The sequence below is a fragment of the Streptomyces sp. NBC_01317 genome, from assembly GCF_035961655.1.
Taxonomy (GTDB): domain Bacteria; phylum Actinomycetota; class Actinomycetes; order Streptomycetales; family Streptomycetaceae; genus Streptomyces.
The window spans coordinates 2,387,433-2,413,101 of record NZ_CP108393.1; the positions used below are offsets into that span (position 1 = coordinate 2,387,433).

The following is a 25,669-nucleotide window of genomic DNA, read 5'->3' on the forward strand; positions in this document are numbered from 1 at the left end:
ACCAGCTCCCGCTGTCAGCAACCGAACCGGTGAAGGTCAGGCCTGCTCGTTGTCCGCAGCCGGGGCGGCAGCCTCGGGCTCGGCCGGGGCGGCGGCCTCGTCGACCTGCTCGGCGTCGGCGACCTTCTCCGTCTCGGCGGAGGTCTGGACGTCGGCGTCGGCCGGAGCGGCCTCGGCGGCGACGGCCTCGTCGGCGGGCTTCTCGGCGTCGTCCTTCTTCTCACCTTCGAGGAGGTCGCGCTCCCACTCGGCGAGGGGCTCGCCGGCGGCCTTCTCGCCCGGCTTCGAGTCACCGGTGGCCACGCCGGAACGGGCGATGAGGCCCTCGGCGACGGCGTCGGCGATCACGCGGGTGAGCAGCGTGACGGAGCGGATCGCGTCGTCGTTGCCGGGGATCTTGTAGTCGACCTCGTCGGGGTCGCAGTTGGTGTCGAGGATCGCGACGACCGGGATGTGGAGCTTGCGCGCCTCACCGACGGCGATGTGCTCCTTCTTGGTGTCCACGATCCAGACGGCGCTGGGCACCTTCTGCATCTCGCGGATACCGCCGAGGGTCTTCTCCAGCTTGGCCTTCTCGCGGGAGAGGACGAGCAGCTCCTTCTTCGTGAGGCCGGAGGCCGCCACGTCGTCGAAGTCGATCTGCTCAAGCTCCTTGAGACGCTGGAGGCGCTTGTAGACGGTGGAGAAGTTGGTCAGCATGCCGCCGAGCCAGCGCTGGTTGACGTAGGGCATGCCCACGCGCGTCGCCTGCTCGGCGATCGCTTCCTGCGCCTGCTTCTTGGTGCCGACGAACATGACGGAGCCGCCGTGGGCGACGGTCTCCTTGACGAACTCGTAGGCGCGGTCGATGTACGACAGCGACTGGAGCAGGTCGATGATGTAGATGCCGTTGCGCTCCGTGAAGATGAATCGCTTCATCTTCGGGTTCCAACGACGGGTCTGGTGACCGAAGTGGACGCCGCTTTCCAGCAGCTCCCGCATCGTGACGACGGCCATGGCCGTACTCCTAGAGGCTCTCGGTTGTCGCACCCGCCGGACGGCGGATGCGCCTGACGCCCCGACGCGCTGTGCCACGGAGGACCGAGTAGCGCGGCCGGCGGCTCGAAGAGGCCGCTGGCGGGGCGTGCGAAGTCGACCCGGTGACCCGGATCGCCACATGAAGTGTACGGGACCCGCGCACTGCCGAGTGACGGCGATATCCACAACGGGGCCGCCGTCCACAGATCGGGACCATGATCAGCGCGGGCCGCGCTGTCCGGGCCAGTCTGGCCCCATGTTCCCCACGCTGCTGCTGACGCTGACCCTGCTCACTCTCACCGGCGCCGCCCCGGCACCACCGCCGGGCAGCCCGCCCACCCCGCCGCGACCGGGCGCGGTCTGGCCGGTGACCCCGGCGTCCGTCCTGCGGCCCTGGGACCCACCCGCGTCCCTGTACGGCCCCGGCCACCGGGGGGTGGACCTGGCGGCGCCCCCCGGTACGGCGGTACGGGCCGCGGCGGCGGGCCGGGTCCTGTACGCGGGCCGGGTGGCGGGCCGGGGAGTCGTCTCCATCACCCTGACGAACACGGGCGACCCTCCTCTCCGCATCACCTACGAGCCGGTGGACCCGTTGGTCGCGAGGGGCGACGAGGTGGGGGCGGGGGAGGTGGTGGCTCGTCGGGCGGGAACGCCGTCCCATTGCGCGCGGGGGTGTGTCCACTGGGGCCTGCGCCGGGGCGACGCGTATCTGAACCCGGTGTCGCTCCTGACCCGGCCTCGGCTGCGGCTACTCCCGACGTTCGGGTGGTGACCGCGTTCCTCAAGCGCCGGACGGGCCTGGTTGTACCTCTGCCCGGTGCGGGTGGGTGCGGCTTACTGATTGTCCTCAATCGCCGGACGGGCTTGATTGTGCCCGCTGCGGGCCGGTGGTTTGGGTGCGGGTTGTTGCCGGGGGCCGGGCAGGGGTCGTGTCCTGCACTGCATGTTTTACGTCGCGTTCGGGACCTTGTTTGGTTCACCGGTAGTCACGCGACACAAAACACGCTCTACGTTCCGGACACGACCCCTGCCCGTCCCCCTTCCACGCCCGCGCCAAGACAACTCCAGCCCGTCCGGCGATTGAGGACGCGGTAACCCGCACCCGGCACCGGGCAGAGGCCAAAATCCAGCCCGTCCGGCGTTTGAGGACATCAGTAAGCGGCACCGCCCACCGGCGGAAACTGACCCACCCCGCAGCGGGGGGTCGTTGCGTCTCCCGTCCGGCGTGAGGGGGGTGGGGTCGGAGGAGGTGCGTGTGTCCGGACGTAAAGCGTGTTTTGTGGCGCATGACTACCGTGAATGTCCAGAGCTCCTGAGGCGCCGTAAAACATGCAGTCCGGACATACGCACCTCCGCAGGCCCCACCCCCCGCCACCACGACACACCCAGCCCGTCCGGCGATTGAGGACATCAGTAACCCGCGCCCGCGCACCAGGCAGACGCCAAACCAAGCCCGTCCGGCGCTTGAGGACAAGCAGTAAGCGCAACGGACACCGTGGCAGAGGCCACAGTCAAGAACCCGCGCCCACCGGGCCGCAAACACCCCTCAGCGCCACCCCCACCGCCACCTCCGCGGCGTCCACCGGCGCATCGCCCAGCTCGACGCGGCGCACCGCCGCGTCCACCACCCCCTGCACCAGCATCGCGGCGAGCCGTGGCCGCGACTGGCCCAGTTCCGACAGCGCCTCGACGATCATGGCGACCAGGCCCCCGTGCGCCGCGCGGATCTGTTCCCGGGCGCCCGCGTCCAGCTCGCTCGCGGAGATCGCGACGACCGCGCGATGGCGCCGGTCGCCCACCAGCGCGAGCTGCGTTCGTACGTACGCCTCCACCTTCGCCTCCGGCGACCCCGCGCCCGCCATCGCCGCCTCGACCTCCGCCGCCCAGACCGGGAAGTCGACGGTGCACAGCTCCTCGACCACGGCCGCGCGGGAGCGGAAGTACTCGTAGACCGAGGACCGGGCGAGGCCCGTGCGTTCGGCGAGGGCGGGGAAGGTCAGCGCGTCCGTGCCGCCTTCCGACAGGAGGGAGCGTGCGGCGTCCAGCAGGGCGCCTCGCTGCATCGTCCGGTGCTCGGCCACGGAGGCCGCTCGAATCCTGGGCACGGTTCCACTCTACGGATCCCGCGGCACCCGCCCGCCGTCAGCGCCCGACGTCGGCCAGCTTCGCCCGCAGTTGCAGGACGGACTTGGTGTGGATCTGGCTGACCCGGCTCTCGGTGACGCCCAGGACGTTGCCGATCTCGGCGAGCGTGAGCCCCTCGTAGTAGTAGAGCGTGACCACCGTCTTCTCCCGGTCGGGGAGCGTGTTGATCGCGCGGGCGAGCAGCCGCCGCAGCTCGCGCCCCTCGGCGACCTCCACCGGATTGTCGGCGGCGGTGTCCTCCAGGGTGTCCATCAGGCTGAGCCGGTCGCCGCCCTCGCCGCCGACGTGCAGCAGTTCCTCCAGCGCCACCACGTTCGCCAGCGACAACTGGCTGAAAACGGCGTGCAGTTCCTCCAGCGCGATCCCCATCTCGGCGGCGACCTCGCTCTCGGAGGGCGTCCGGCGCAGCTGCGCCTCCAGCGTGGCGTAGGCGCGTTCGACGGCCCTCGCCTTCTGCCGTACGGAGCGGGGGATCCAGTCCAGGGCACGGAGTTCGTCGATCATCGCGCCGCGGATGCGGGTGATCGCGTAGGTCTCGAACTTGATCGACCGCTCGATGTCGAACTTCTCGATCGCGTCGATCAGGCCGAAGACGCCGGAGGAGACGAAGTCGGCCTGCTCGACGTTGGACGGCAGTCCCACGCTCACCCGGCCCGCGACGTACTTCACCAGGGGTGAGTAGTGCAGGATCAACTGCTCCCGCAGCCGGCCGTCGCCCGTGGTCTTGTACGACCGCCACAGCTCGTCGAGAGACGTGGGCGCGGGGGGCCGCACGGCGCCCCGGGCAGCGGGGGGCGCCGCCGCGCGGTCAGACCCGGAGGTGTGCTGGGGCATGCGTTCCCTTGAGCCGTTCTGCTGTGACGTGCGGGGGGACATCTTTCTGGGCCGGAATCCAGGTGAGCGTAGCGTGACTGGGGAGTAGCGGGGCGCGACCGCTGTCGGAACGGGGAGCGGCGCCGCTCACACCTTTTCACCCGAATGCCCCAGGTCAAGTACCGCCTCGCCGCGCCGCGCCCGCCGGTGTCGGGCGCCGGGCCAACTGCCAGCCGTCGCCGTGCCGTTCGACGAAGCCCAGCGAGTGGAGTTCGTAGAGCCTGCCGAGCGCCTCGTCGGCGGTGGTGCCGGCCCCCCGGGCGATCTCCCGTCCGTCGGCGGCCCCCTGGGCGGGCAGCGCCTCCAGCACCCGTGCGCTGGCCGGGTCCAGCAGGTCCCTGGGCACCACGGGCCCGCGCCGCCTCGGTGCGAGGTCGCCGATGTCCCCGACCAGCTCGGCCACTTCGGCCGCGTCCGTGACCAGCACTCCCTCGCCGCGCAGCAGTTCGTGCACGCCCGCCGAGAGTCCGCTGGTGGCGGGCCCTGGCACGCCCATCGTGAACCGGCCGAGCCGCTGCGCGCAGCGCGCGGTGACGAGTGATCCGCTGCGGTACTCCGCCTCCACGACGACGGTTCCCCGGGTGAGCGCGGCGATCACGCGGTTGCGCTGGACGAACCTGCTGCGGGTCGGGTGGGCGCCGGGCGGCAATTCGCCGACGACCAGTCCTTGTTCGGCGATGCGTCCGATCAACTCGGCGTGACCCCGGGGGTAGACGACGTCGACGCCGCAGGCCAGGACCGCGACGGTCGCCCCGCCCGCCGCCAGCGCGCCCCGGTGGGCCGCGCCGTCCACCCCGAACGCGGCGCCGGAGGTGACGACCCAGCCGCGCTCGGCGAGTCCGGAGCCCAGAGAGGCCGCCATATGTGCCCCGTACGGAGTACACGCCCTGGCGCCGACCAGGGCGACGGAGCGCACGGACCAGATCCGCAGATCCGGCCTTCCCCGCACCCAGAGCCCGACCGGTCGCGCGTCGCCCAGGTCGTCGAGCTGGCTGGGCCACTCCTGGTCGCCGGGGCAGACGAAGCGCCCGCCGAGCGCGTGCACGGCCGCCAGGTCCCGCTCGGGCACGGCGGCGGCGGCCCGGTTCCGGTAGCCCGCCAGGCGTGGTTCGCCGACGCCGGTCAGCTCGTCGCGTCCGTCGTCCCCGGAGGTGAGCCTGGCGAGCAGCCCGGCGGCCCCGAACTCCGCCAGCCACCGGCCCCCGTGTTCGTCCCCCGGCTCCAGCACCCGCGTGAGCGCGGCCCGCGCCAGCCGCTCCCCCGGTCCGACCCCACCGCTCACCGCGTCACTCGTCCCCGTCCACCTCGTCATGACAGTCCCCCGTTCGCGACCCCGGCGTCGGCGCGCGCCGACTCCCCGCCGGCTCCGGACCGCGCGCCGCGGGCGATGCCGGTGCGCAGCTCCAGGGCCAGGTCCACGTCCCGGGCGTCCGGGCAGCGGTGTCCGGCGAGGTCCGCGACGGTCCAGGCCACCCGCAGCACCCGGTCCAGGCCTCGCGCCGTGAGCAGACCCCGCTCCAGGTCGCGCTCCGCCGTGTCCAGCGCCCCCGGCGCCACCGGCCAGCGGGTCCGCAGCTCATGCCCCGGCACTTCACTGTTGACCGACCACGGCGTGCCCTCCAGCCGGGCCGCCGACCGCGCCCTGGCCTCCAGGACCCGGGCCGCGACCACCGCCGTGGACTCACCGCGCCCGCCCTGTCCCACCAGGTCGGCGCGGTGGACAGGCTGGACCTCGACCCGCAGGTCCACCCGGTCGAGCAGCGGTCCCGACAACCGCGCCTGGTAGCGCCGGATCGCCGAGGGCGGGCAGTCGCACCCGGCCCCGTGGAGCGTGTGACGCCCGCAGGGGCAGGGGTTGGCCGCCAGGATCATCAGGAACCGGGCGGGCAGCCGTACCACCCCCGCGCTGCGCGCCACCACCACATGCCCCGACTCCAGGGGCTGGCGCAGCGCGTCCAGCGCCCGCCCGGAAAATTCCGGAGCCTCGTCCAAGAAGAGAATTCCGCGGTGTGCGAGCGACACCGCTCCGGGTCGCGGCATCCCGTTGCCGCCGCCCACCAGGGACTGCATCGTCGCCGAGTGGTGCGGCGCGCAATAGGGAGCCGTACGGACGAGCGGTTCGCCGGGTGGCAGCATGCCCGCCACCGAGTGCACCGCCGTGACCTCCAGGGACTCCTGCTTGGTCAGCGGGGGCAGCACGCCGGCCAGCCGTTCCGCGAGCATCGTCTTCCCCGCGCCGGGCGGCCCGTGCAGCAGCAGGTGGTGTCCGCCCGCCGCGGCCACCTCCAGGGCCGTACGGGCAGCGGTCTGGCCCGCCACGTCCGCCAGGTCGGGCCGGTGTCCGTCCCTCTCCCCCAGGCCGGCGGCCAGTCCCGTGCCCACCCCGGCGCCGGGCACCATCAGCCCCGCCAGGAGGGGGTCGGGGCGTCCTTCGCCCGTCTCGGCCGGTTCGTCGGGCACGGGCTCGTCGGTCAGGATCGCGATGAGCTGGCGCAGGGTCCGCACCCCCAGGACCGAGACCCCGGGAACCAGTGAGGCCTCCCCGGCGGTCCGCTCCGGGACGACCACCTGCCGGTATCCGGCCTCGGCCGCCGCGAGCACGGCGGGCAGCACCCCGCGCACCGGCCGGACGCGCCCGTCGAGCCCCAGCTCGCCGATGAGCACCAGATCCGCGATGGCCCGGGGGTCGACGCGCTCCGCCGCCCCGAGGACGGCACACGCGACGGCCAGATCGAATCCCGAACCACTCTTGGGCACGGAGGCCGGGCTCAGCCCGACCGTGAGCTTCTTCTGCGGCCACTCGCCGCCGGAGTTGACCACGGCGGCCCGCACCCGGTCCCGGCTCTCGACCAGACTCTTGTCCGGCAGCCCCACCAGGGTGAACGCCGCCACGCCCGGTTCCAGGTCCGCCTGCACCTCCACCACCACGCCCTCGACGCCCACCAGCGCCACCGAGCACGCCCGCGCGAACCCCATCAGGCCACCCCCCGCGCGTGCTCGACCACGGCCGCGCCCCGCCGGGGCAGGACCACCCCGATCAGGTCGATGCGGACCCCGCCCGGCGGCGGACCGCCGCACCGCTCCAGCCAGCAGGCCGCCAGCCGTCTCAGCCGGTCCGCCTTGACCGGGGTGACGGCGGCCATGGGATGTTCGAAGGAATCCGCCCTGCGGGTCTTCACCTCGCAGACGACCAGCACCTCACCGCCCCCGGCGTCCTCGTCCCGGGCCACGATGTCGATCTCGCCCGTCCTGCCGCACCGCCAGTTCCTCGCCAGCACGGTCATCCCGGCCGCGGCCAGCCGCCGCACCGCCAGGTCCTCGCCGTAGCGTCCCAACGCCCCCGTCGCGTTCATATCGGCACCACCTCCGGCACCGACTCTCCCGCGCCCGCCGAAAACAAGTGGATCTTGGTGGACAACCAGGGCGTTGTGGAAAACTCGCTCACTCGTGCGAGTGAAGCCACCCCGGGAAACCCCGTGCCGCCGGACACCGGCACGCCCCGGGGGCACACGAAAACGCCCCGGGGCGGCAACCCCGGGGCATCTCCGTCCGCGCTGTCATGCTCTTCAGCCTCCGGGCAGTTCGAGATCGCTCTTGTTGAGCTCCTCGATGTTCACGTCCTTGAACGTGAGCACCCGTACCTGCTTGACGAAACGGGCGGGCCTGTACATGTCCCAGACCCACGCGTCCGCCATCGTCACCTCGAAAAAGACCTCGCCCTGTACGGAATGCACCTGCATTTCGTAGTCATTGGTGAGATAGAAGCGACGCTCGGTCTCGATCACATATTTGAACAGACCGACGACATCGCGGTACTCCCGGTAGAGCTTCAGCTCCATCTCGGTCTCGTACTTCTCGAGGTCCTCGGCGCTCATGGCAATGTTCCCCTTCAGCCGTACGTCCCCCTATTGTGCTCCGGTCCCCCGCGCCCCTAGACGATTTCGGGGGCGAGGACCACCGGTTCATCCGGGGGACCCTCGTCGAGCAGCGTACGCAGCAGCTCGGCGAGCCTGGTCGGATACACCGTCTCACGTGCCGCCAGAAGTTCGGCGGAGGTCCACCACCTCAGCCCCGCGACACTGCGGCGCTCCAGCTCGGTCAGCCCGCCGGGGGCCGTCTCGGTCTGTGTCGTACGCGCCAGGAAGTACCACTCGTCCTGGTCCCAGCGCCGCCCGTCGAACGGGAACGAGCACCGCCGGTGCCACAGCACAGGCCCCAGCTCGACCTGTGTGATCCCTGTCTCCTCCACGAGCTCCCGCAGCGCGGCCTCCGCGCGGCTCTCGTCGCCCTCCAGGCCCCCGCCGGGCGTGAACCACCACGTGTCGCCCGGGTCGTCCGGTTCGTAGCCGTGGAGCAGCAGGATGCGGTCCTCCGGGTCGAGCAGCACCACCCGGGCGACCTTCCGCAGCACGCCCCCGCCGAACCCGCCGGACCCGCCGGACCCGTCCTCAGCCTCCGGCACGCGCCGACACCCCTTCCCCTGACGGCCCTGACGCCCCTGACTGCCCCGACCGGCCCGACCGCCCGGCCCCACCGGCCCCCGGCCCCCGGCCCTTCGCCCGCCGTTTGGCCCGGCGCTGCGCGAGCGGCCCGTACGCCGCCCCCGCCATGATCAGCACCGCCCCGAGCACCACCGCCCCGGCAAGCGGCCTGACCGGCCCGGCGGCGGACACCCCGCCCGGCAGCGCCGCGAACCCCGCCGGGCGCCCCAGGAAGCCCGGCGACGGCCAGATGACGGCGTCGACCCGCGCGTCCACCGCGGAGCGCGGGACCGAGCCCTGCCCCGGGTCCTCCAGATGGACCCGGGAGTCCAGCGAGAAGGTCCGCTGGTCGCCCAGCAGGAACAGCTGTCCGGCCGGTACGGTCGCGTCGAAATCGGTGCCGGAAGCCCGCCCGCCGGGCAGCTCGCCCACGTACGGCTCCGCGATCGCCTCGCCGTTGACGGTCAGCCGGCCCCCGGTGTCGCAGCAGGCGACCTTGTCGCCGCCGATCCCGACGACCCGCTTCACCATCGGCATGTCGCCCCACTGCTTGTCGGTGAAGACCACCACGTCCCCGCGCCGTACCGCGTCACCCGGTATCCGCTGGGCGAGCACCCGGTCCCCCGCCTTCACGGTCGGGGACATCGAATCGGTCGGGACGGTGTACGGGCGGTACTCCACGGCTCCCCAGACGAACCCGCCGAGGAAGAGCACACAGCCGACGGCCACGACCAGCCCCGACAGCACGCTGCCGAGGCGGCCGTGGCCGCCGTTCCCAGGTCCCGTACGTCCCGTTCCGCCCGTACGTCCCGTTCCGCTCACCCGAGCACCCCACCGTTCCGGAAATCGACGATCCGGGACGGCACCCTACCCGGCGGTACCGCCACCGGGTCCGGTGCTGTGCGGACCCGATTCCTTCACCGGCCGGGACGTGAGCCTCTTCCTGCGCCACAGCACCAGCGGCACCGCACCGGCGAGGCCGGCCGCGCCGGGAGCCGCGAGCGACCCCACGACGGCGGCCGCCTGGCCAGGACCGGCCTGGTCGAAGGTGTCGGGCACCGGAAGCGTCGCCAGCCTGTCGAGCGGCCACGCGACCACGATGGCCCGGCCGACCACATCCTTGACCGGGACAAATCCCCGGTCGGCGTTGTCCATGTGGTAGCGCGAGTCCTGCGAGTTCTGCCGGTGGTCGCCCATCACCCAGAGCCGGTCCTTGGGCACCTTGAACGGTCCGAAGGGCTGGTCGTCGCACGGGGTGTTGCCGGCGAAGATGAATCCCTTCTCGTCCAGCGCGTGCCCGTTGACCTCGACCGGGCCGCCCTTCTTGCACTCCACCGTGTCGCCGCCGACCGCGATGACCCGCTTGATCAGGTCCTTCTCCTCGGCGGACGGCATCAGCCCGATGAAGCTCAGGAACTTCTGCGCGATGTTCGGGTCGGGGACGTCCGTCTCGGGCAGCCAGCCGCCCGGGTCGTGGAAGACGACCACCTCGCCGCGCTCGGGCTCCGAGCCGAACCACGGGGTCAGCTTGTCCACCAGCACCCGGTCACCCCGCTGGAGGGTGTTCTGCATCGAGTCCGAGGGGATCGAGAACGCCTGGACCAGGAAAGTCTTGATCACCAACGCCAGGACCAGCGCGATGACGATGAGGAGGGGAAGCTCCTTCCAGAAGGAACGCTGCTTCCTCTGCCCTTCGCCGTCACCGGTACCGGCACCGTCGTTGTCACCGACGCCATCACCGCTCAAGGGACCGCCGTCACCGCCCAAGGGACCGTTACCGGGTTCCGTCGTGCTGTCCGTCACGACCGCGGGCGACTCGGCGAGCTGCTCGTGTCCCTCCTCGGGATCATCGTGACCGGAACGTGCGCCGACCGCCACATCCCCCACATCCACTCCTCACTCCGTGCGATTCACTCCGTGCGGTCGCCTGCCCCGGAGAAGGGGCAGGCCCACCACTCCCATAACGAGCGGGAGTTCCGCAGGGCTCGGGAGCCGGACCAATCCATGTCGATCCCGCGGGAACACACTATTAGACGCGCCTGTGGCCGCCGTCGGCGCGGGACGCACGTCCGGGACCTTGCCGAACGGCTCCGAGTCCCCCAGCCGGCTCCAGTGGCCGATCGGCCAGGCGATGACCACGGCCCGCCCCACCACCTCGTCCTCCGAGACCGTGCCCTGGTCCTTCTCGTCGAGATGGAAGCGGGAATCCGCCGAGTTCTCCCGGTGGTCACCCATGACGAAGATACGCCCCGCGGGCACCTTCACCTCGAAAGTGATCGTCGAGGGAGCGTTCCCCGGGTGGAGATACGGCTCTTCCAGCGGCACACCGTTGACGGTAATTTTGCCCGATGCGTCACAGCACTTGACGGTGTCACCCCCGACACCGACGACCCGCTTGATCAGATCCTGGTCGTCGGCGGACGGCAGCAGCCCGATGAAGGTCAGCCCTTCCTTGATCTGCTTGATGACGACCGGGGAGGTGTCCGGTACGGGCTTCTCGTCCTCCAGCCAGTTCCCGGGGTCCTTGAAGACGACGACGTCGCCGCGTTCCGGCTTCGAGCCGAACCACGGGGTCAGTTTGTCCACCAGCACCCGGTCGCTGATCCTGATCGTCTGCTCCATCGAGCCCGACGGGATCACGAAGGCCTGTACGAGGAAGGTCTTGAGGACCAGCGCGATCAGCAGCGCCACGGTGATCAGCACCGGGATCTCGGTCATGGCCGACCGCCGCCTGCGGTTCTTGACCCGCCGCGCGAGTCTGCGCCGGTCGGCCCGGCCCGGCAGCGCCCGGCCCATGGTGGGCCGGCTGCCGGTCGGCAGGCGGGTGTCGTGCCCGTGGCTGGCGGCGCGCCCGCGCTTACCCATGAGCATCGTCCCGCCTCCTCTGACCGTTGGCCGGACCCCCCACGTCCTCGAACGCGTCGGTGGGTCTCAGCGCCGACCAGCGGCCGGGCGGCCAGCCGATCCACCTCACCCGTCCCACGACCCGGTCCACCGGCACCACACCCCCGCCCGGCTCGCCGAGATGGTCCCGGGAGTCGCGGGAGTTGTCGCGGTGATCACCCATGACCCACAGCGTGCCCTCCGGGACGACGATGTCGAAGGGAACGCGGGACGGGGCGTCACCGGCGTACACGTACGGTTCGTCCACCGCCCGTCCGTTCACCTCGACCCTGCCCCCTTCGTCGCAGCAGACCACTCGGTCGCCTCCCACCCCGATCACCCGCTTCACGAAGTCGGTCCCGGCGGGCTCGGCGAGTCCCACGGCCGCCGCGGCGCCGCGCAGCAGCCCGGTGACGGGATTCTCCCGGGGCTTCTCCTGTACGAAGGAGCCCGTGCCGTCGAAGACGACGACGTCGCCGCGGCGCGGCACGGACCCGAAACGGTACGCCAGCTTGTCGACCAGCACCCGGTCCCCGACCCGGAGAGTGGGCTCCATGGAGCCGCTCGGGATCAGGAAGGGCTGCATCACGAAGTGGCTGACCAGCAGGACCACGGCGACACACACCCCCGCGAGCACCCCGGCCCTGCGCCAGAACCGGCCGGAAAAACGCGCGGAGCGCGACTTCTCCTCCGCCCCGGTGAGGGGCTGGGAGGAGGAGTCGCGCTCCGTGTGCTGTGCTTCGGTGTCCATCGGGGCAGGAGCTTATCCGGCCGCCCGCCGGCCCCGGTCGCGACGGTGAGCCGGGGCTCAGTTGTCGCGCTTCTCCTTGATCTTCGCCTTCTTGCCGCGCAGCTCGCGCAGGTAGTAGAGCTTGGCGCGACGGACGTCACCGCGGCTCACGAGCTCGATCTTCTCGAAGATCGGGCTGTGGACGGGGAAGGTCCGCTCGACGCCGACGGAGAAGGAGACCTTGCGGACCGTGAAGGACTCACGGACGCCGGAGCCCTGACGCCGGATGACGACACCCTTGAACTGCTGGATGCGGGAGCGGTTTCCTTCGATGACACGCACGTGGACGTTCACGGTGTCACCGGCGCGGAACTTGGGGAGGTCGCTGCGGAGCGACGACGCGTCTACGGCGTCGAGCAAGCTGGTCATGGGATCTGCTTCCTCACTGATGCCACAGGTCATCAGCGGATGTCGGGATGAGAGTCTGGGGTGCCGTTCTCGTCGGGCGGGCGTCGTTCCCCCTGTGGCAGGGGCGCACACCGGACGTAGGGCAGCGGCCTATTCTTCCATGGCGGGGGGCCTGCGCCAAAATCGGCCACCGGGCTCGGGGGACCAGCCGAGGATGGAGAGGATCTCCCGGTCCTTCTTGTCGAAGGCCGAGGGGTCGCAACGCTCGATCAGGTCGGGGCGGTTGAGGGCGGTACGTTCGAACGCCTCGTCGCGCCGCCAGCGCGCGATCTTCCCGTGGTGGCCGCTGAGCAGCACGTCCGGGATGCCGCGCCCGCGCCACTCGGGGGGCTTGGTGTAGACGGGCCCCTCCAGCAGGTCGGCCATCGCGCCGGGCGCGAAGGAGTCGTCACGGTGCGACTCGGCGTTGCCGAGCACGCCGGGCAGCAGCCGGGCCACGGCCTCGGTGACGACCAGGACGGCCGCCTCGCCGCCGGCCAGGACGTAGTCGCCGATGGACACCTCATGGACGGGCATCCGGGTCCGGTACTCGTCCACGACCCGGCGGTCGATGCCCTCGTACCGGGCCGGTGTGAAGATCAGCCAGGGGCGCTCGGAGAGCGCGACGGCGGTCTCCTGGGTGAAGGGCCGGCCGCTCGGGGTGGGCACGACCAGCACCGGGTCGTGGGCGCCCGACTCGTACCCGCTCGCCAGCACGTCGTCCAGGGCGTCGCCCCACGGCTCGGTCTTCATGACCATGCCGGGTCCGCCGCCGTACGGGGTGTCGTCGACCGTGTTGTGCCGGTCGTACGTCCACTCCCGCAGGTCGTGCACGTGCACGCCGAGGCGGCCCCGCGCGCGGGCCTTGCCGACCAGCGAGACGTTCAGGGGGTCCAGGTACTCGGGGAAGATCGTGACGACGTCGAGCCGCATCAGGCGTCGCCCTTGTCGGCCTTGTCGCCGCTGTCGGCCTTCTCCGGCTGGTCCGTCTCCGGCTGGTCCGACGTCTCGGGCTCCGTCTCCGGGAGCTCGTCGATGAGACCCGGCGGCGGGTCGATGACGGCCCGCTGCTCCTCCAGGTCGATCTCGGTGACGATCTCCTCCACGAAGGGGATCATCACCTCGCTGCCGTCGGGCCGTTCCACGATGAACAGGTCCTGCGACGGCAGGTGAGTGATCTCGGTGATCCGCCCGATCTCCGTGCCGTCGGCGAGGACGACGTCGAGGTCCATCAGCTGATGGTCGTAGAACTCCTCCGGGTCCTCGGGGAGTTCCTCGGGGTCGACCTCGGCGATCAGCAGGATGTTACGGAGCGCCTCGGCGCCACCGCGGTCGCTCACGCCCTCGAAGCGGAGCAGCAGCCTGCCGCTGTGCACCCGGCCCGTCGCGATCGTCAGCGGGCCGGCCGACGCCGGTTCCGTGCCCAGTACGGCGCCGGGCCCGAGCCTCAGCTCGGGCTCGTCCGTACGCACCTCGACGGTGACCTCACCCTTGATCCCATGGGCGCGACCGATCCGCGCAACCACCAACTGCACTGCATACGCCCCTTTTACGGTCACACATGGAACAAACGGCAACGAGCCGGGGCGGACCATACGGCCCGGCCCCGGCCCGTGCCGGTGTTGAACGCTGTCAGTTGAACGCTGTCAGCGGACCTGGTCCACGTCGACGAGGTCGACGCGGATGCCACGGCCGCCGATGGCACCCACGACGGTGCGCAGCGCGCGAGCGGTACGACCGTTGCGGCCGATCACCTTGCCGAGGTCGTCGGGGTGGACCCTGACCTCCAGCACGCGGCCACGGCGCAGGTTGCGCGAGGCGACCTGCACTTCGTCCGGGTTGTCGACGATGCCCTTCACGAGGTGCTCGAGAGCCTCCTCGAGCATGCTCAGGCCTCGGTGGACTCGGCGGGCGCCGAGGACTCGGTCCCGGCTTCGTCCGCCTTCTTGTCGGCCTTCTTCGCCTTCGGGGTGATGGCCTCACCCTTGGGCTCGTCGCCGCCGTCCTTGGTGAGCGCCTCGAAGAGGGCCCGCTTGTCGGCCTTCGGCTCGGGGAGCAGCAGGGGCGCGGGGGCCGGAAGGCCCTTGTGCGCCTGCCAGTCACCGGTGAGCTTGAGGATCGCGAGAACCGGCTCGGTCGGCTGGGCGCCGACAGACAGCCAGTACCGCGCGCGGTCCGAGTCGACCTCGATGCGCGAGGGGTTCTGGACCGGGTGGTAGATGCCGATCTCCTCGATCGCCCGGCCGTCACGGCGGACGCGGGAGTCGGCGACGATGATGCGGTAGTGAGGCGAACGGATCTTGCCCAGACGCTTCAGCTTGATCTTGACTGCCACTGGAGTGGTGTCTCCTGGTCTTGACGTGGTTGGGCGAGGCGGGACGCCGCGTGGGGTTGCGGTACCCGATCCGCCCGATGGACGCGTCAGCCGGAGGAGAGAGGGGTCCTGTGCGACTGTCGAGTACAGCTGGCTATTGTGCCACACACCTGCGGTGCGGCATGACGCGGCGGCGGTCGGGCGCCGGGCCCCGCCCACCGGCGCGCGTCGGTGGGCACCGGTGCTCAGCTCGCAGCGGCGACCACTTCCGGGATACGGAACGGCTTGCCGCAGCCGCCGCAGACGATGGGCGCCTGGGCCAGGACGGACGGGACCACGCGCACGTTGCGCCCGCAGTCGCAGACCGCCTTGACGCGCACGCCCCCGCCGGACGACCCGTGCCGGGCCGCGGGACCGCGGAAGCTCCGCTTGGTGTCGGCGGCCGTCGCGACCGTGTGCGCCTTGAGGGCCCGTTGCAACCGCTCCATCGTGGGGCGGTACCGGCGCTTCGCCTCGGGGCTGAGCGAGACCAGCGAGAAGCCGCTGCTGGGATGCGGCTCCTCGGGGTGGTCCAGGCCCATCTCCTCGGCGATCGCCAGGAATCGGCGGTTGTGATAGCGGCCCGCTCGCGAGGTGTCCCGGACACCTCTCGCCGCGGCGATGCCGTGGACCGCTTCGTGAAGCAGTCGTTCGAATGAGAGCTCCGCGCCGCAGGCGGACGAGGACTCTCCGATCAGGGACTCTGGCGCGGCAAGATCCGGCAGCTCGGGGTGGGACCGCTGAATATCGGCCCACGCCTGTGCCAGCTCTGCGGCGAGAACAGGTGGTGTCGTGCTCACGTCGTGAATAACGAGCTGGGGCGCTCCGGGGTTCCATTCCGGGGCATCCCAAATAATTTGCACGTACCCGTCAGTTGCCATTGATGCGTCCTGACGAGGGCGGGTGCGTAGATCTGCGGAGAAGCCTCGCAGCCCCTACCAAGCTGGTACGTAGCGACTCGTACGCTTCGACGCGTAGACGATCTACGTACGGGGGCGCGGGCGCCCATGCGGCGCGGGCGTTCGGCGGGGCGGGCGCTAGACGGAGCGCGGGCCACAAGACCGACAGTACCCGGCGCATCGCCGGATACCGGCACCGCCCCGTTGTGCGGGCCGGGGGCGTCCGCGTGTGGTCCGGTGGGGCGTACGCGGGCGTGCGACGGGGCCGCTCCTGTGCGACCACCCGTTCGGCCCAGTCGCCGACGCGGCGGGGAGGAGACCGTTGTCGGCCACTTCCGGCCGGGTCCCGGATCCCGTACGCCCCAAGGGAAATTGCCCGCCGGGGCGTCCGAACAGGCCTCTTCGCCCGGCACGCGCGTGTGCCACGGGGACGCCCCAGGGCGGGAACCGGCCGCACACGCGGGGGCGTACCAGTGGTTCACCGACGCTTTGCCAATCGCCCACTGGACGCGGGCACGGATGCGGAGTTCCCTGGCATACGGGGGATGTAGGCGCGCACGTACACGGGGGATGTCATTCAGGGCAGTACCGACCTCTCGGCGGATTGGGGCGCTATCCATGACACGTACGCTCGTCCAGCACCATACGAACGCGGGGCCGCCCCCGGCGGTCGCCTCCGACACCTCCGCACGCGCCCGCGACTGGGCCGAGATCCAGGAACGCATGCTGGTACCGCTCTACGAAGCGGTCCACGAGCGCCTGGAGGTCCGCGCCGGTACCCGGCTGCTGGGCCTCGGCTGCGGCTCGGGCCTGGCGCTCCTGATGGCGACGGCGCGGGGGGCGCGGGTCACGGGCGTCGACTCCGACGAGGAGCTGCTGACGCTGGCGTCGGCGCGGCTGGCCGCGCCCGGGTCCGCCTCCCGCCCCTCCGGGAGCGTGCTCCCCACCTCCCGCATGGCGGAGGCCGCGCTGCCGGGCGGTGTGCCGTACGACGTGATCACCGCGCTCCAGCCGATCGGCTGCGTGGCGGGCGACGCGAAGGGGCTGGCTCCCGCGCTGGACGCGGCGATACCGCTGGCGGGGCGGGGCGCCCCGGTGGTGCTGACGGGCTGGGGCCCGCCGGAGCGCTGCGCGACGGCGGGTGTCCTGCGGGTCGCGGGCCGGCTGGCCGACCCCCTCCGCAAGGGCGGCTGGCGCCCGGCGTACCGGGACGACCTGGAAGAGGTCGCGGCCCGCGCGGGCCTCAAGCCGGACGGTTCGGGCCGCGTGTCGTGCCCGTTCGGGTACGCGGACACGGAGAGCGCGGTGCGGGGGCTGTTGTCGACGGGGGTGTTCGACGGGGCGGTGCGGGCGGTGGATCGGCGGCAGGTGGAGAAGGAGATCGCGGAGGCGTTGCATCCGCATGTCCGTAAGGACGGGACGGTCTGGATGCCGAATGTGTTCCGGTACCTGATCGCGCGAACCTAACTCCACGACCGCGTTGCGGTTGGTGTTGTCCTCAATCGCCGGACGGGCTTGATTGTGCCCGCTGCGGGCCGGTGGTTTGGGTGCGGGTTGTTGCCGGGGGCCGGGCAGGGGTCGTGTCCTGCACTGCATGTTTTACGTCGCGTTCGGGAACCCCGAACATTCACGGTAGCCACGCGACACAAAACACGCTCTACGTTCCGGACACGACCCCTGCCCGTCCCCCTCCCACGCCCGCGTCAAGACAAACCCCGGGTCCGTCCGGCCTTGGAGGACACCGGGGGCACCACCCAGCCCGTCCGGCGCTTGAGGACATCAGTAAGCCGCGCTCGCCCACCCGGCGCCAGGCGCTCCCCGCAGCGGGGGGCCGTTCAGCTCACCCTCGGCGTGAGGGGGGTGGGGTCGGAGGAGGTGCGTGTGTCCGGACGTAAAGCGTGTTTTGTGGCGCATGGCTACCGTGAATGTTCGGGGTCCCTGAACGCGCCGTAAAACATGCAGTCCGGACATACGTACCTCCGCAGGCCCCACCCCCCGCCACCACGACACACCCAGCCCGTCCGGCGATTGAGGACATCAGTAACCCGCGCCCACCACCCGGGCGCAGACGCCCGTCCGGCGCAAGGACAACAGTGACCCGCACCGGACACCGGCACGTCAGCCCATGAACTTCTTGAACTCGTCCGGAAGCTCGAAGTTCTTGTCGGGCTCCCCGGCCGGCAGGCCAAACGCGTTGCCCGAGGACGGCTCCGCCGTCTCCCGTCGCGTCGCCGCCGCCTGTTCCTCCAGCTTTCGCTTCATCGGGTTGCCCGACCGCTGCTTCCCCTTCGCGACCTTCTGCTTCTTCTTCGTACGGCCGGGGCCCCCGCCCATCCCGGGAACGCCCGGCATCCCCGGCATCCCCCCGCCCTGCGCCATCTTCGACATCATCTTGCGCGCCTCGAAGAACCGCTCCACGAGGTTCTTGACCGCGCTGACCTCCACGCCGGAACCGCGGGCGATCCGCGCCCGGCGTGAGCCGTTGATGATGGTGGGTTCGTGACGCTCGCCCGGTGTCATCGACTTGATGATCGCGGCGGTACGGTCCACGTCCCGCTCGTCGATGTTGTTGATCTGGTCCTTGATCTGGCCCATGCCGGGGAGCATGCCGAGCAGCTTCGAGATGCTGCCCATCTTCCTGACCTGTTCCATCTGGGCGAGGAAGTCGTCCAGGGTGAAGTCCTTGCCGCCCTTGCTGCTCTGGAGCTTGGCGGCCATCTTCTCGGCCTCGGCCTGGCTGAACGTCTTCTCCGCCTGCTCGATCAGGGTGAGGAGGTCACCCATGTCGAGGATGCGGGACGCCATCCGGTCCGGGTGGAACGCGTCGAACTCGTCGAGCTTCTCGCCGTTGGAGGCGAACATGATCTGCTTGCCGGTGACGTGCGCGATGGAGAGCGCCGCGCCACCGCGGGCGTCGCCGTCGAGCTTGGAGAGGACCACACCGTCGAAGCCGACGCCGTCGCGGAACGCCTCGGCGGTGTTGACCGCGTCCTGGCCGATCATCGCGTCGACGACGAAGAGCGTCTCGTCGGGATTGACCGCGTCGCGGATGTCGGAGGCCTGCTTCATCAGCTCCTGGTCGATGCCCAGGCGGCCCGCGGTGTCGACCACGACGATGTCGTACTGGCGCGACCTTGCGTACTCGATGGAGTCCTTGGCGACCTTGACCGGGTCGCCGACGCCGTTGCCCGGCTCCGGGGCGTACACGGCGACACCCGCGCGCTCGGCGACGACGGAGAGCTGGGTGACGGCGTTGGGGCGCTGGAGGTCACAGGCGACCAGGAGCGGGGAGTGGCCCTGGTTCTTGAGCCAGAGGCCGAGCTTTCCCGCGAGGGTGGTCTTACCCGCGCCCTGGAGGCCGGCGAGCATGATGACGGTGGGCGCCTGCTTGGCGAAGCGCAGCCGCCGGGTCTCACCGCCGAGGATGCCGACGAGCTCCTCGTTGACGATCTTGATGACCTGCTGGCTCGGGTTCAGCGCGCCCGAGACCTCGGCGCCGCTCGCGCGCTCCTTGACCTTGGCGATGAAGGCGCGGACGACGGGCAGGGCCACGTCGGCTTCGAGCAGGGCGATACGGATCTCGCGGGCCGTGGCGTCGATGTCCTCCGGGCTGAGGCGCCCTTTGCCCCGGAGGCTCTTGAATGTGGCTGCGAGGCGGTCGGAGAGAGTGTCGAACACGGTGGTCGCGAATCCTCGGGTCGGGGGCGGGCGGGTAGATCGCCCTCCAGGGTATCTGCCTGAACCAGCACAGCGCCCTCGCCCGCCGGAAATCCGCGGACGAGGGCGCCTTTCACCGCTTGAGGGCCGGGCCCGCGCTCACCTCAGCGCTTCCTCCAGGGACTTCGCCAGGGCCGCCGCGTCCGCCTCCGGCAGGCGCGACCCGTCCGCGCGTGTGACGTAGACGGTGTCCACGGCGTTCGCGCCGAGGGTCGAGACGTGGGCGCTCCGGACCCGTACCGCCGCTTCCTCCAGCGCGCGCCCGATGCGGTGCAGCAGCCCCGGGGCGTCCTGGGCGCGTACCTCGATGACCGTGGCGTGCCGGGAGGCCGTCGGGGCGACGGTCACCCGGGGCGGCGGGGCCTTCACGCCCCGGCGCCTGGGGTACGCGGCCTCGCGTTCGGCGAGCCTGGCGGGGATGTCCAGCGTGCCGTCCAGGGCCCGTACGAGGTCGGCGCGCAGCCGGCTCGCCTGCGGGAGGGAGCCGTACTCCGCGGCCACCCGCCAGCTCAGCAGCAGGACGTCGGAGCGCTCGCCCAGCTCCGTGGGGAGCTCTATGGCGCGCAGGTCGGCCGCCCGGACGGTGAGCCGGTGCAGGGCGAGCACGCCCGCCGCGGCGGGCAGGACGCCCGGCTGGTCGCGCAGCGCGATGACGAGTTCGACGCCGACCGGTTCGGGTTCGGTGTCGGGCTCCTCCTCGGGCGGGGGCTCGGTCTGCGGGGCGTGCAGGGCGAGGACGGGTTCGCCGGTGCGCAGCGCCTCGACGGCGAGGCGTTCCTGTTCGGCGCTGGGCGCGGTGGGTTCGGGTTCGGGGACCTCGTCGCCCGCGAGGACGGCGGCGACCCGCCGCACGAGGTCGGAGACGAGTCCGGCGCGCCAGGTGGACCAGGCCGCGGGCCCGGTGGCCAGGGCGTCCGCCTCGGTCAGGGCGTGGAGCAGCTCCAGGGTGCCGAGGGAGCCGACCCGGCCGGCGACGGAGCTGACCGTCGCGGGGTCGTCCAGGTCGCGCCGGGTGGCGGTGTCGATGAGCAGCAGGTGGTGGCGTACGACGCCGGCGATGACGGCCGTGTCGTCGCGGTCGAAGCCGATGCGTGAGGCGACGTCGCGGGCGATGACCTCACCGGCGACGGAGTGGTCGCCGGGCCAGCCCTTGCCGATGTCGTGCAGCAGGGCGCTGACGAGGAGCAGGTCGGGCCGGTGGACGCGGCGGGTCAGGGAGGAGGCCTGGACGGCGGTCTCGACGAGGTGGCGGTCGACGGTCCAGGTGTGGACGGGGTTGCGCTGGGGCCGGCAGCGGACCCGCTCCCAGTCGGGCAGGAGCTGGGTGATCAGGCCTTCGGCTTCGAGGGCCTCCCAGACGGGGACGGTGGACTCGCCGGCGCCGAGCAGTTTGACGAGTTCCTCGCGGGCCTCGGCGGGCCAGGGCACCGGCAGGGGCTTCGCGGCGGCGGCGATGCGGCGTACGGCGTGCAGGGAGATCGGCAGGCCCGCCTGGGCGGCGGCGGCCGCGGCCCGCAGGGGCAGGACGAGGTCGCGTTCCACACGTGCGGTACGGGCGAGGACGACCTCGCCGTCCTGCTCCACCACTCCTTCGGCGAGGGGGGTGCGCTCGGGCGCGGGTTTGGTGCCGAGCATGGCGCGCAGCCGGGGCCTGGCGCCCCGGGAGCGGAGCACGCGGTTGACCTCGCGCCAGGTGACGTCGGAGGCGTACGAGACCGTGCGGGCCGCTTCGTACACCTGGCGCAGCAGGGCGTCGGCGTCCAGCAGGCCCAGTTCGGCCGCGACGGAGTCCTGCTCCTGGAGGGCGAGCCGGTCGGTGGCGCGTCCGGTGGTCAGGTGCAGGGCGTCGCGGGCGTCCAGGAGGCGTCTGCGGGCGTCGGAGAGGCCTTCGCGGGGCGCGTCGGCGAGCCAGGACGCGGCGACGGCGCGCAGGGCTGTGGCGTCGCGCAGGCCGCCCCTGGCCTCCTTGAGGTCGGGTTCAAGGAGGAATTGCAGTTCGCCCTGGCGTTCGGCGCGCTCGCGGCAGAGTTCGTCGAGTTCGGGCAGCCGCTTGGGTGCCTGGTTGCGCCAGTCGGCGAGGATCGCGGTCCGTACGCCCGTGACGAGGCCCAAGTCGCCGGCGACGTGCCGGGCGTCGAGCAGCCCGAGCTGGACCTTGAGGTCCTCGCCGGCGGTCCTGCGCGCCTCGGCGGGGGTGCGGACGGAGTGGTCCAGGGCGAGGCCGAGGTCCCACACCGGGTACCAGACGCGGTCGGCGAGGGCCGCGATGGCGGGGGCGCCGGCCTTGCCGTCGTGCAGGAGCAGCAGGTCGAGGTCGCTGCGCGGGGACAGTTCGCCCCGTCCGTAGCCGCCCACGGCGACGAGGGCCGCGCCCCGGACGCTGGCTTCCCTCGCGGCGGTGGTGAACAGCGCGTTCAGCCAGCCGTCGGTCAGTTTCGCGAGGGCGGCGCGCCGCGGCGGCCCGGACCGCGCCTTCTCCTGGAGAAGGCGCAGCCGGGCCGCCGCATAGCCGCTGGGTCCCGAGTCTGTCTGCTCGGTTGTCTCTTCGAGGCTCGTCACCCAGTCGTTCCCGTCTCTCAGAGGGCGTCGGGGCCGCGTTCGCCGGTCCGTACCCGGACCGCCGTGTCGACCGGAACGCTCCATACCTTGCCGTCACCGATCTTGCCGGTTCTGGCTGCCTTGACCACTACCTCGATGAGCTCTTCGGCGTCGCTGTCCTCGACCAGTACCTCGATACGGATCTTCGGGACGAGGTCGACGGTGTACTCCGCACCCCGGTAGACCTCGGTGTGACCGCGCTGCCGGCCGTACCCGCTGGCCTCCGTGACCGTGAGCCCCTGGATCCCGAAGGCCTGGAGGGCCTCCTTGATCTCGTCGAGCCGGTGTGGCTTCACGACTGCGGTGATGAGCTTCATGCGTCCACCTTCTTGTTCGTCGCCGCTCCGGCGATGTCGGCCGGGACGCTACTACGGCCCGAGGGAGAGCCGCCCAGCGCACTGAAGTCGTAGGCCGACTCCGCGTGGAAGGCCATGTCGACGCCGCTCGTCTCGTCGTCCTCGGAGGCCCGGAAGCCGATCGTCTTGTCGACGAGCTTGGCGAGGATCCAGGTGACGACGAAGGAGTAGGCCATCACCGAGAAGGCTCCGACGGCCTGCTTGCCGAGCTGGTCGAGACCGCCGACGCCGTTGATGGCGAGGACGCCCACGAGCAGGGTGCCGATCAGACCACCGACGAGGTGGACACCGACGACGTCCAGGGAGTCGTCATAGCCGAGCTTGTACTTGAGGCTGACGGCCCAGGAGCAGATCGCACCGGCCACGACGCCGATGAGCAGCGCGCCGAACGGGTTGACCGCCGCGCCGGACGGGGTGATGGCGACCAGGCCGGCGACGGCGCCGGAGGCGGCGCCCAGGGTGGTGAACGCGCCGTGGCGGATGCGCTCGTAGGCGAGCCAGCCGATCATCGCGGCGGCGGTGGCGATCTGGGTGTTGAACGCCATGATCGCGGCGGTGCCGTTGGCGGCCAGCGCCGAGCCGGCGTTGAAGCCGAACCAGCCGAACCACAGCAGTCCGGCGCCGAGCACGACGAGCGGCAGGCTGTGCGGGCGCATCGGGTCCTTCTTGAATCCAATGCGTTTGCCGACGACCAGGACCGCGGCGAGTCCGCCGACACCGGCGTTGATGTGGACCGCCGTACCACCGGCGAAGTCGATCACGCCGAGCTTGAAGAGCCAGCCGTCGGACTGCCACACCCAGTGGGCGATCGGGAAATACACCACGCTGACCCACAGCGCGATGAACAGGGTCCAGGAACTGAATTTCACGCGGTCGGCGAGTGCGCCGCTCATCAGTGCCGGGGTGATGACGGCGAACATCAGCTGGAACAGGGCGAAGGCGAAGACGGGAATGCCTTCCTTGCCCCCGGTCAGCGTGTCGGCCGTAATGCCCTTCAGCCCGATGTGGTCGAAGTTGCCGAGCAGCCCCCCGCCGATGTCGTCGCCGAACGTCAGTGAGTACCCGTACAGGACCCACAGCACGCTGACGACGGCGAGCGCGCTCATCGACATCATGAGCATGTTGAGGGCGCTCTTCACCCGCACCATGCCGCCGTAGAAGAATGCCAGGCCGGGCGTCATCAGCATGACGAGCGCGGCACTGATCAATACGAATGCGGTATCTGCGCCATTCAAGGCCAGCGTCTCCTCGGAAGTCGGAACGGCCCGTGCGGATGCTCAGGGGGGTCTGGGCCGACTGTGCTGAGGAGATTGGCGCAGCGCCGTTTCAGTCAGTGCCGCTACATGTTTCACAACAGTGACGAAGACGTCCTGGATGTTACGTGCCGATGAACCGCGGGACATCGTAAACCGGCCGCGGCCGTCACCCTGCTGACCTCGCGGCGGGGGAGCCGTGTCGGGCTGTACGGGGTGACGGCCGCGGCCGGAGTCCGGGTGCCACTCAGACCGCCTCGGCGGACTCGGGCAGCTGGGTGGAGAGACGGTCGGTCAGATAGGCGATCTCGGCCACGTCGCCGAAGTCCCGCGCGGCGGTGTCGACGGTTTTGCGCAGCCGGTTGTTGACCCGCTCCGACCGCACCTTCTTCGCCGCGTCCAGGGCGGTCTGGGCCAGGGCGGCCGACTCCTCGGGCTCTCGCTTGAGCAGGTGCACGGTCGCCATGCCGATGAGGTTGAGCGCGTACGACCGCTGGTGCTCCCGGTCGTGCTCGAAGAGCTCGACGGCGCGCCTCATGACGGGCTCGGCGAGGGAGGCGTACGTCGGGCTGCGGCCGGCGACATAGGCCAGATCGCGGTACGAATGGGCGTTCTCGCCGTTCAGCTCGGCCTCGGAGAAGAAGCGGATCCAGTCGGGCTCGGGTTCGCCGTCCAGGCCCACGTCGGAGAAGGTGTCCTCGGCCATCCGGACGGCCCGTTTGCACTTGCTCGGCTGGCCCATATTCGCGTACGCGCGCGCCTCCATCGCATACAGCATCGCCTGCGTCCTGGAGGTGGCGCAGTCGCGGCTGCCGTACTGGGCGAGGTGGATCAGTTCCAGCGCGTCGTCGGGCCGGCCCAGATGGATCATCTGACGGCTCATCGAGGACAGGATGTACGAGCCGAGCGGCTTGTCCCCCGCCTCCTTGGCGGCGTGCAGCGCGAGGACGAAATACTTCTGGGCGTTGGGCTGGAGTCCTACGTCGTAGCTCATCCAGCCGGCCAGCTCGGCCAGTTCGGCGGCGCACCGGAACAGCCGCCGGGCCGTCTCCTGCGGCTGGGGCTCCTGGAGCAGGTCGGTCACCTCGTGGAGCTGCCCGACGACCGCCTTGCGCCGCAGCCCGCCGCCGCACTGCGCGTCCCACTGCCGGAACATGGTCGTGGTCGACTCCAGCAGGTCCAGCTCCGTCCGGGACAGCCGGGAGGGGCGGGATCCCAGGTCCTCCGGGCGCTCGCCGACGGAGTGCTCGCGCTCGACGGCCGGGATGGGTACGAGCCAGCGCTGCATGGGCTCGACCAGGGACGGTCCCGCCGCCAGGGCCAGCGAGGAGCCGAGGAAGCCGCGCCGGGCCAGCATCAGGTCGCTGCGCGAGAACTCGCTGAGCAGCGACACGGTCTGCGGTCCCGCCCAGGGCAGGTCGACGCCGGACACCGAGGGTGACTGGTGTGCGGAGCGCAGGCCGAGGTCCTCCACGGCCACAACGGTGCCGAACCGCTCCGAGAACAGCTCGGACAGGATCCGCGGAATGGGCTCGCGGGGCTGCTCGCCGTCGAGCCAGCGCCGTACCCGCGAGGTGTCCGTGCTGATGTGGTGGGCGCCCATCTCGCGGGCCCTGCGGTTGACTTGACGTGCGAGTTCGCCCTTCGACCAGCCGCTTCGCACAAACCACGAGCCCAGCTGCCCGTTCGGGCTCTTGCCTGAATTCGTGCCGCTCGCGCCGCTGCCGCCCACTCGTACGCCCCCATCCGCTCAAGCCCTGTCACGCGAACCGCTATCAGAATGCCGTGAGGTGCGGTCCCCTGTCCGGAGGTTGCCCCCCTTCGAACAGGAAACCGAGTTGCCCCGGGCATACCCGTGGTCGCACTTTCCTCCGGGGTCCGTGTACCGAAAGTAATCCTACGATCACCCGTCCGGCG

Annotated in this window: 24 protein-coding genes and 1 pseudogene; 2 read left to right on the plus strand and 23 right to left on the minus strand. The window is 71.2% G+C overall.

Going from position 1 to position 25,669, the window contains the following annotated elements; translation table 11 throughout:
- Window positions 1–36: 36 nt before the first annotated feature.
- The gene (gene rpsB / locus OG349_RS09870; RefSeq protein WP_327234267.1) at window positions 37–996 is read right to left on the minus strand and encodes a 30S ribosomal protein S2; all 960 of its coding nucleotides are present in this window, start codon (window positions 994–996) and stop codon (window positions 37–39) included.
- 277 nt (window positions 997–1,273) lie between these two features.
- Here rpsB and OG349_RS09875 point away from each other — a divergent pair, with 277 nt between their 5' ends.
- Complete coding sequence (locus OG349_RS09875; RefSeq protein WP_327234268.1) at window positions 1,274–1,789, plus strand: peptidoglycan DD-metalloendopeptidase family protein; 516 nt, start codon at window positions 1,274–1,276, stop codon at window positions 1,787–1,789.
- 739 nt (window positions 1,790–2,528) lie between these two features.
- Here OG349_RS09875 and OG349_RS09880 read toward each other — a convergent pair.
- The 17 genes and pseudogenes from OG349_RS09880 to OG349_RS09960 all read right to left on the minus strand — a co-directional run bounded on the left by OG349_RS09880 (window position 2,529) and on the right by OG349_RS09960 (window position 15,729).
- A complete protein-coding gene (locus tag OG349_RS09880; protein ID WP_327238511.1) occupies window positions 2,529–3,098 on the minus strand; it encodes a TetR/AcrR family transcriptional regulator in 570 nt (189 codons plus the stop codon).
- Window positions 3,099–3,159: 61 nt separating this feature from the next.
- Window positions 3,160–3,996, minus strand: coding sequence for an RNA polymerase sigma factor WhiG (gene whiG, locus OG349_RS09885; RefSeq protein ID WP_161310885.1), 837 nt, complete (start codon window positions 3,994–3,996; stop codon window positions 3,160–3,162).
- A 154-nt stretch (window positions 3,997–4,150) separates the two neighbouring features.
- Window positions 4,151–5,347 (minus strand): DNA-processing protein DprA, encoded by a 1,197-nt coding sequence (gene dprA / locus OG349_RS09890; protein ID WP_327234269.1) that lies wholly within the window; start codon window positions 5,345–5,347, stop codon window positions 4,151–4,153.
- Window positions 5,344–7,011, minus strand: a complete 1,668-nt coding sequence (locus OG349_RS09895) for a YifB family Mg chelatase-like AAA ATPase (RefSeq protein WP_327234270.1) — start codon at window positions 7,009–7,011, stop codon at window positions 5,344–5,346. The genes dprA and OG349_RS09895 overlap by 4 nt, the downstream gene beginning before the upstream one ends.
- Entirely contained in the window at window positions 7,011–7,388 is a 378-nt protein-coding gene (locus tag OG349_RS09900; protein WP_327234271.1) for a YraN family protein, read from the minus strand. The genes OG349_RS09895 and OG349_RS09900 overlap by 1 nt, the downstream gene beginning before the upstream one ends.
- Before the next feature lie 213 nt (window positions 7,389–7,601).
- Window positions 7,602–7,910, minus strand: coding sequence for a DUF2469 domain-containing protein (locus OG349_RS09905; protein WP_014675276.1), 309 nt, complete (start codon window positions 7,908–7,910; stop codon window positions 7,602–7,604).
- Between the two features lie 56 nt (window positions 7,911–7,966).
- Window positions 7,967–8,497 (minus strand): NUDIX hydrolase, encoded by a 531-nt coding sequence (locus tag OG349_RS09910; RefSeq protein WP_327234272.1) that lies wholly within the window; start codon window positions 8,495–8,497, stop codon window positions 7,967–7,969.
- On the minus strand, window positions 8,484–9,338 hold the full coding sequence (gene lepB, locus OG349_RS09915) for a signal peptidase I (protein ID WP_327234273.1): 855 nt from the start codon (window positions 9,336–9,338) through the stop codon (window positions 8,484–8,486). Before lepB (OG349_RS09915) ends, OG349_RS09910 begins: the two co-directional genes overlap by 14 nt.
- A gap of 45 nt (window positions 9,339–9,383) precedes the next feature.
- The gene (lepB, locus tag OG349_RS09920; RefSeq protein WP_442806227.1) at window positions 9,384–10,262 is read right to left on the minus strand and encodes a signal peptidase I; all 879 of its coding nucleotides are present in this window, start codon (window positions 10,260–10,262) and stop codon (window positions 9,384–9,386) included.
- Window positions 10,263–10,290: 28 nt separating this feature from the next.
- Window positions 10,291–11,381 (minus strand): annotated as a pseudogene (gene lepB / locus OG349_RS09925) (signal peptidase I).
- Window positions 11,374–12,150 (minus strand): signal peptidase I, encoded by a 777-nt coding sequence (gene lepB, locus OG349_RS09930; RefSeq protein ID WP_327234274.1) that lies wholly within the window; start codon window positions 12,148–12,150, stop codon window positions 11,374–11,376. Before lepB (OG349_RS09930) ends, lepB (OG349_RS09925) begins: the two are co-directional and overlap by 8 nt.
- Window positions 12,151–12,207: 57 nt before the next feature.
- Window positions 12,208–12,558, minus strand: coding sequence for a 50S ribosomal protein L19 (rplS, locus tag OG349_RS09935; RefSeq protein WP_161308525.1), 351 nt, complete (start codon window positions 12,556–12,558; stop codon window positions 12,208–12,210).
- A 129-nt stretch (window positions 12,559–12,687) separates the two neighbouring features.
- Complete coding sequence (gene trmD, locus OG349_RS09940; RefSeq protein WP_327234275.1) at window positions 12,688–13,509, minus strand: tRNA (guanosine(37)-N1)-methyltransferase TrmD; 822 nt, start codon at window positions 13,507–13,509, stop codon at window positions 12,688–12,690.
- Entirely contained in the window at window positions 13,509–14,111 is a 603-nt protein-coding gene (gene rimM, locus OG349_RS09945) for a ribosome maturation factor RimM (protein WP_327234276.1), read from the minus strand. Before rimM ends, trmD begins: the two co-directional genes overlap by 1 nt.
- A gap of 111 nt (window positions 14,112–14,222) precedes the next feature.
- Window positions 14,223–14,462 (minus strand): RNA-binding protein, encoded by a 240-nt coding sequence (locus OG349_RS09950; protein ID WP_020868149.1) that lies wholly within the window; start codon window positions 14,460–14,462, stop codon window positions 14,223–14,225.
- Window positions 14,463–14,464: 2 nt separating this feature from the next.
- Window positions 14,465–14,911, minus strand: a complete 447-nt coding sequence (gene rpsP / locus OG349_RS09955) for a 30S ribosomal protein S16 (RefSeq protein ID WP_327234277.1) — start codon at window positions 14,909–14,911, stop codon at window positions 14,465–14,467.
- 224 nt (window positions 14,912–15,135) lie between these two features.
- Entirely contained in the window at window positions 15,136–15,729 is a 594-nt protein-coding gene (locus tag OG349_RS09960) for a hypothetical protein (protein WP_161308529.1), read from the minus strand.
- 717 nt (window positions 15,730–16,446) lie between these two features.
- Between OG349_RS09960 and OG349_RS09965 the strand changes: the two genes are divergently transcribed.
- Window positions 16,447–17,295 carry a methyltransferase domain-containing protein gene (locus tag OG349_RS09965; RefSeq protein WP_327234278.1) on the plus strand — a complete coding sequence of 283 codons (849 nt, stop codon included), beginning with the start codon at window positions 16,447–16,449 and terminating at the stop codon, window positions 17,293–17,295.
- Between the two features lie 651 nt (window positions 17,296–17,946).
- Here the strand turns inward: OG349_RS09965 and ffh are convergent.
- From ffh to nsdA, 5 genes are all read right to left on the minus strand, one after another.
- A complete protein-coding gene (ffh, locus tag OG349_RS09970) occupies window positions 17,947–19,506 on the minus strand; it encodes a signal recognition particle protein (protein ID WP_327234279.1) in 1,560 nt (519 codons plus the stop codon).
- Window positions 19,507–19,644: 138 nt separating this feature from the next.
- A complete protein-coding gene (locus tag OG349_RS09975) occupies window positions 19,645–22,104 on the minus strand; it encodes a [protein-PII] uridylyltransferase (RefSeq protein ID WP_327234280.1) in 2,460 nt (819 codons plus the stop codon).
- 17 nt (window positions 22,105–22,121) lie between these two features.
- The gene (locus tag OG349_RS09980) at window positions 22,122–22,460 is read right to left on the minus strand and encodes a P-II family nitrogen regulator (protein ID WP_167026465.1); all 339 of its coding nucleotides are present in this window, start codon (window positions 22,458–22,460) and stop codon (window positions 22,122–22,124) included.
- Window positions 22,457–23,734, minus strand: coding sequence for an ammonium transporter (locus OG349_RS09985; RefSeq protein WP_327234281.1), 1,278 nt, complete (start codon window positions 23,732–23,734; stop codon window positions 22,457–22,459). Before OG349_RS09985 ends, OG349_RS09980 begins: the two co-directional genes overlap by 4 nt.
- 265 nt (window positions 23,735–23,999) lie before the next feature.
- Window positions 24,000–25,484 carry a transcriptional repressor NsdA gene (nsdA, locus tag OG349_RS09990; RefSeq protein WP_327234282.1) on the minus strand — a complete coding sequence of 495 codons (1,485 nt, stop codon included), beginning with the start codon at window positions 25,482–25,484 and terminating at the stop codon, window positions 24,000–24,002.
- Between the last annotated feature and the right edge of the window lie 185 nt (window positions 25,485–25,669).

Coding starts and splice junctions, on each gene's coding strand:
- rpsB (WP_327234267.1), bottom strand. CDS start 996: ATGGCCGTCGTCACGATGCGGGAGCTGCTGGAAAGCGGCGTCCACTTC.
- OG349_RS09875 (WP_327234268.1), top strand. CDS start 1,274: ATGTTCCCCACGCTGCTGCTGACGCTGACCCTGCTCACTCTCACCGGC.
- whiG (WP_161310885.1), bottom strand. CDS start 3,996: ATGCCCCAGCACACCTCCGGGTCTGACCGCGCGGCGGCGCCCCCCGCT.
- dprA (WP_327234269.1), bottom strand. CDS start 5,347: ATGACGAGGTGGACGGGGACGAGTGACGCGGTGAGCGGTGGGGTCGGA.
- OG349_RS09895 (WP_327234270.1), bottom strand. CDS start 7,011: ATGGGGTTCGCGCGGGCGTGCTCGGTGGCGCTGGTGGGCGTCGAGGGC.
- OG349_RS09900 (WP_327234271.1), bottom strand. CDS start 7,388: ATGAACGCGACGGGGGCGTTGGGACGCTACGGCGAGGACCTGGCGGTG.
- OG349_RS09905 (WP_014675276.1), bottom strand. CDS start 7,910: ATGAGCGCCGAGGACCTCGAGAAGTACGAGACCGAGATGGAGCTGAAG.
- lepB (WP_327234274.1), bottom strand. CDS start 12,150: ATGGACACCGAAGCACAGCACACGGAGCGCGACTCCTCCTCCCAGCCC.
- rplS (WP_161308525.1), bottom strand. CDS start 12,558: ATGACCAGCTTGCTCGACGCCGTAGACGCGTCGTCGCTCCGCAGCGAC.
- trmD (WP_327234275.1), bottom strand. CDS start 13,509: ATGCGGCTCGACGTCGTCACGATCTTCCCCGAGTACCTGGACCCCCTG.
- OG349_RS09950 (WP_020868149.1), bottom strand. CDS start 14,462: ATGCTCGAGGAGGCTCTCGAGCACCTCGTGAAGGGCATCGTCGACAAC.
- OG349_RS09965 (WP_327234278.1), top strand. CDS start 16,447: ATGACACGTACGCTCGTCCAGCACCATACGAACGCGGGGCCGCCCCCG.
- OG349_RS09980 (WP_167026465.1), bottom strand. CDS start 22,460: ATGAAGCTCATCACCGCAGTCGTGAAGCCACACCGGCTCGACGAGATC.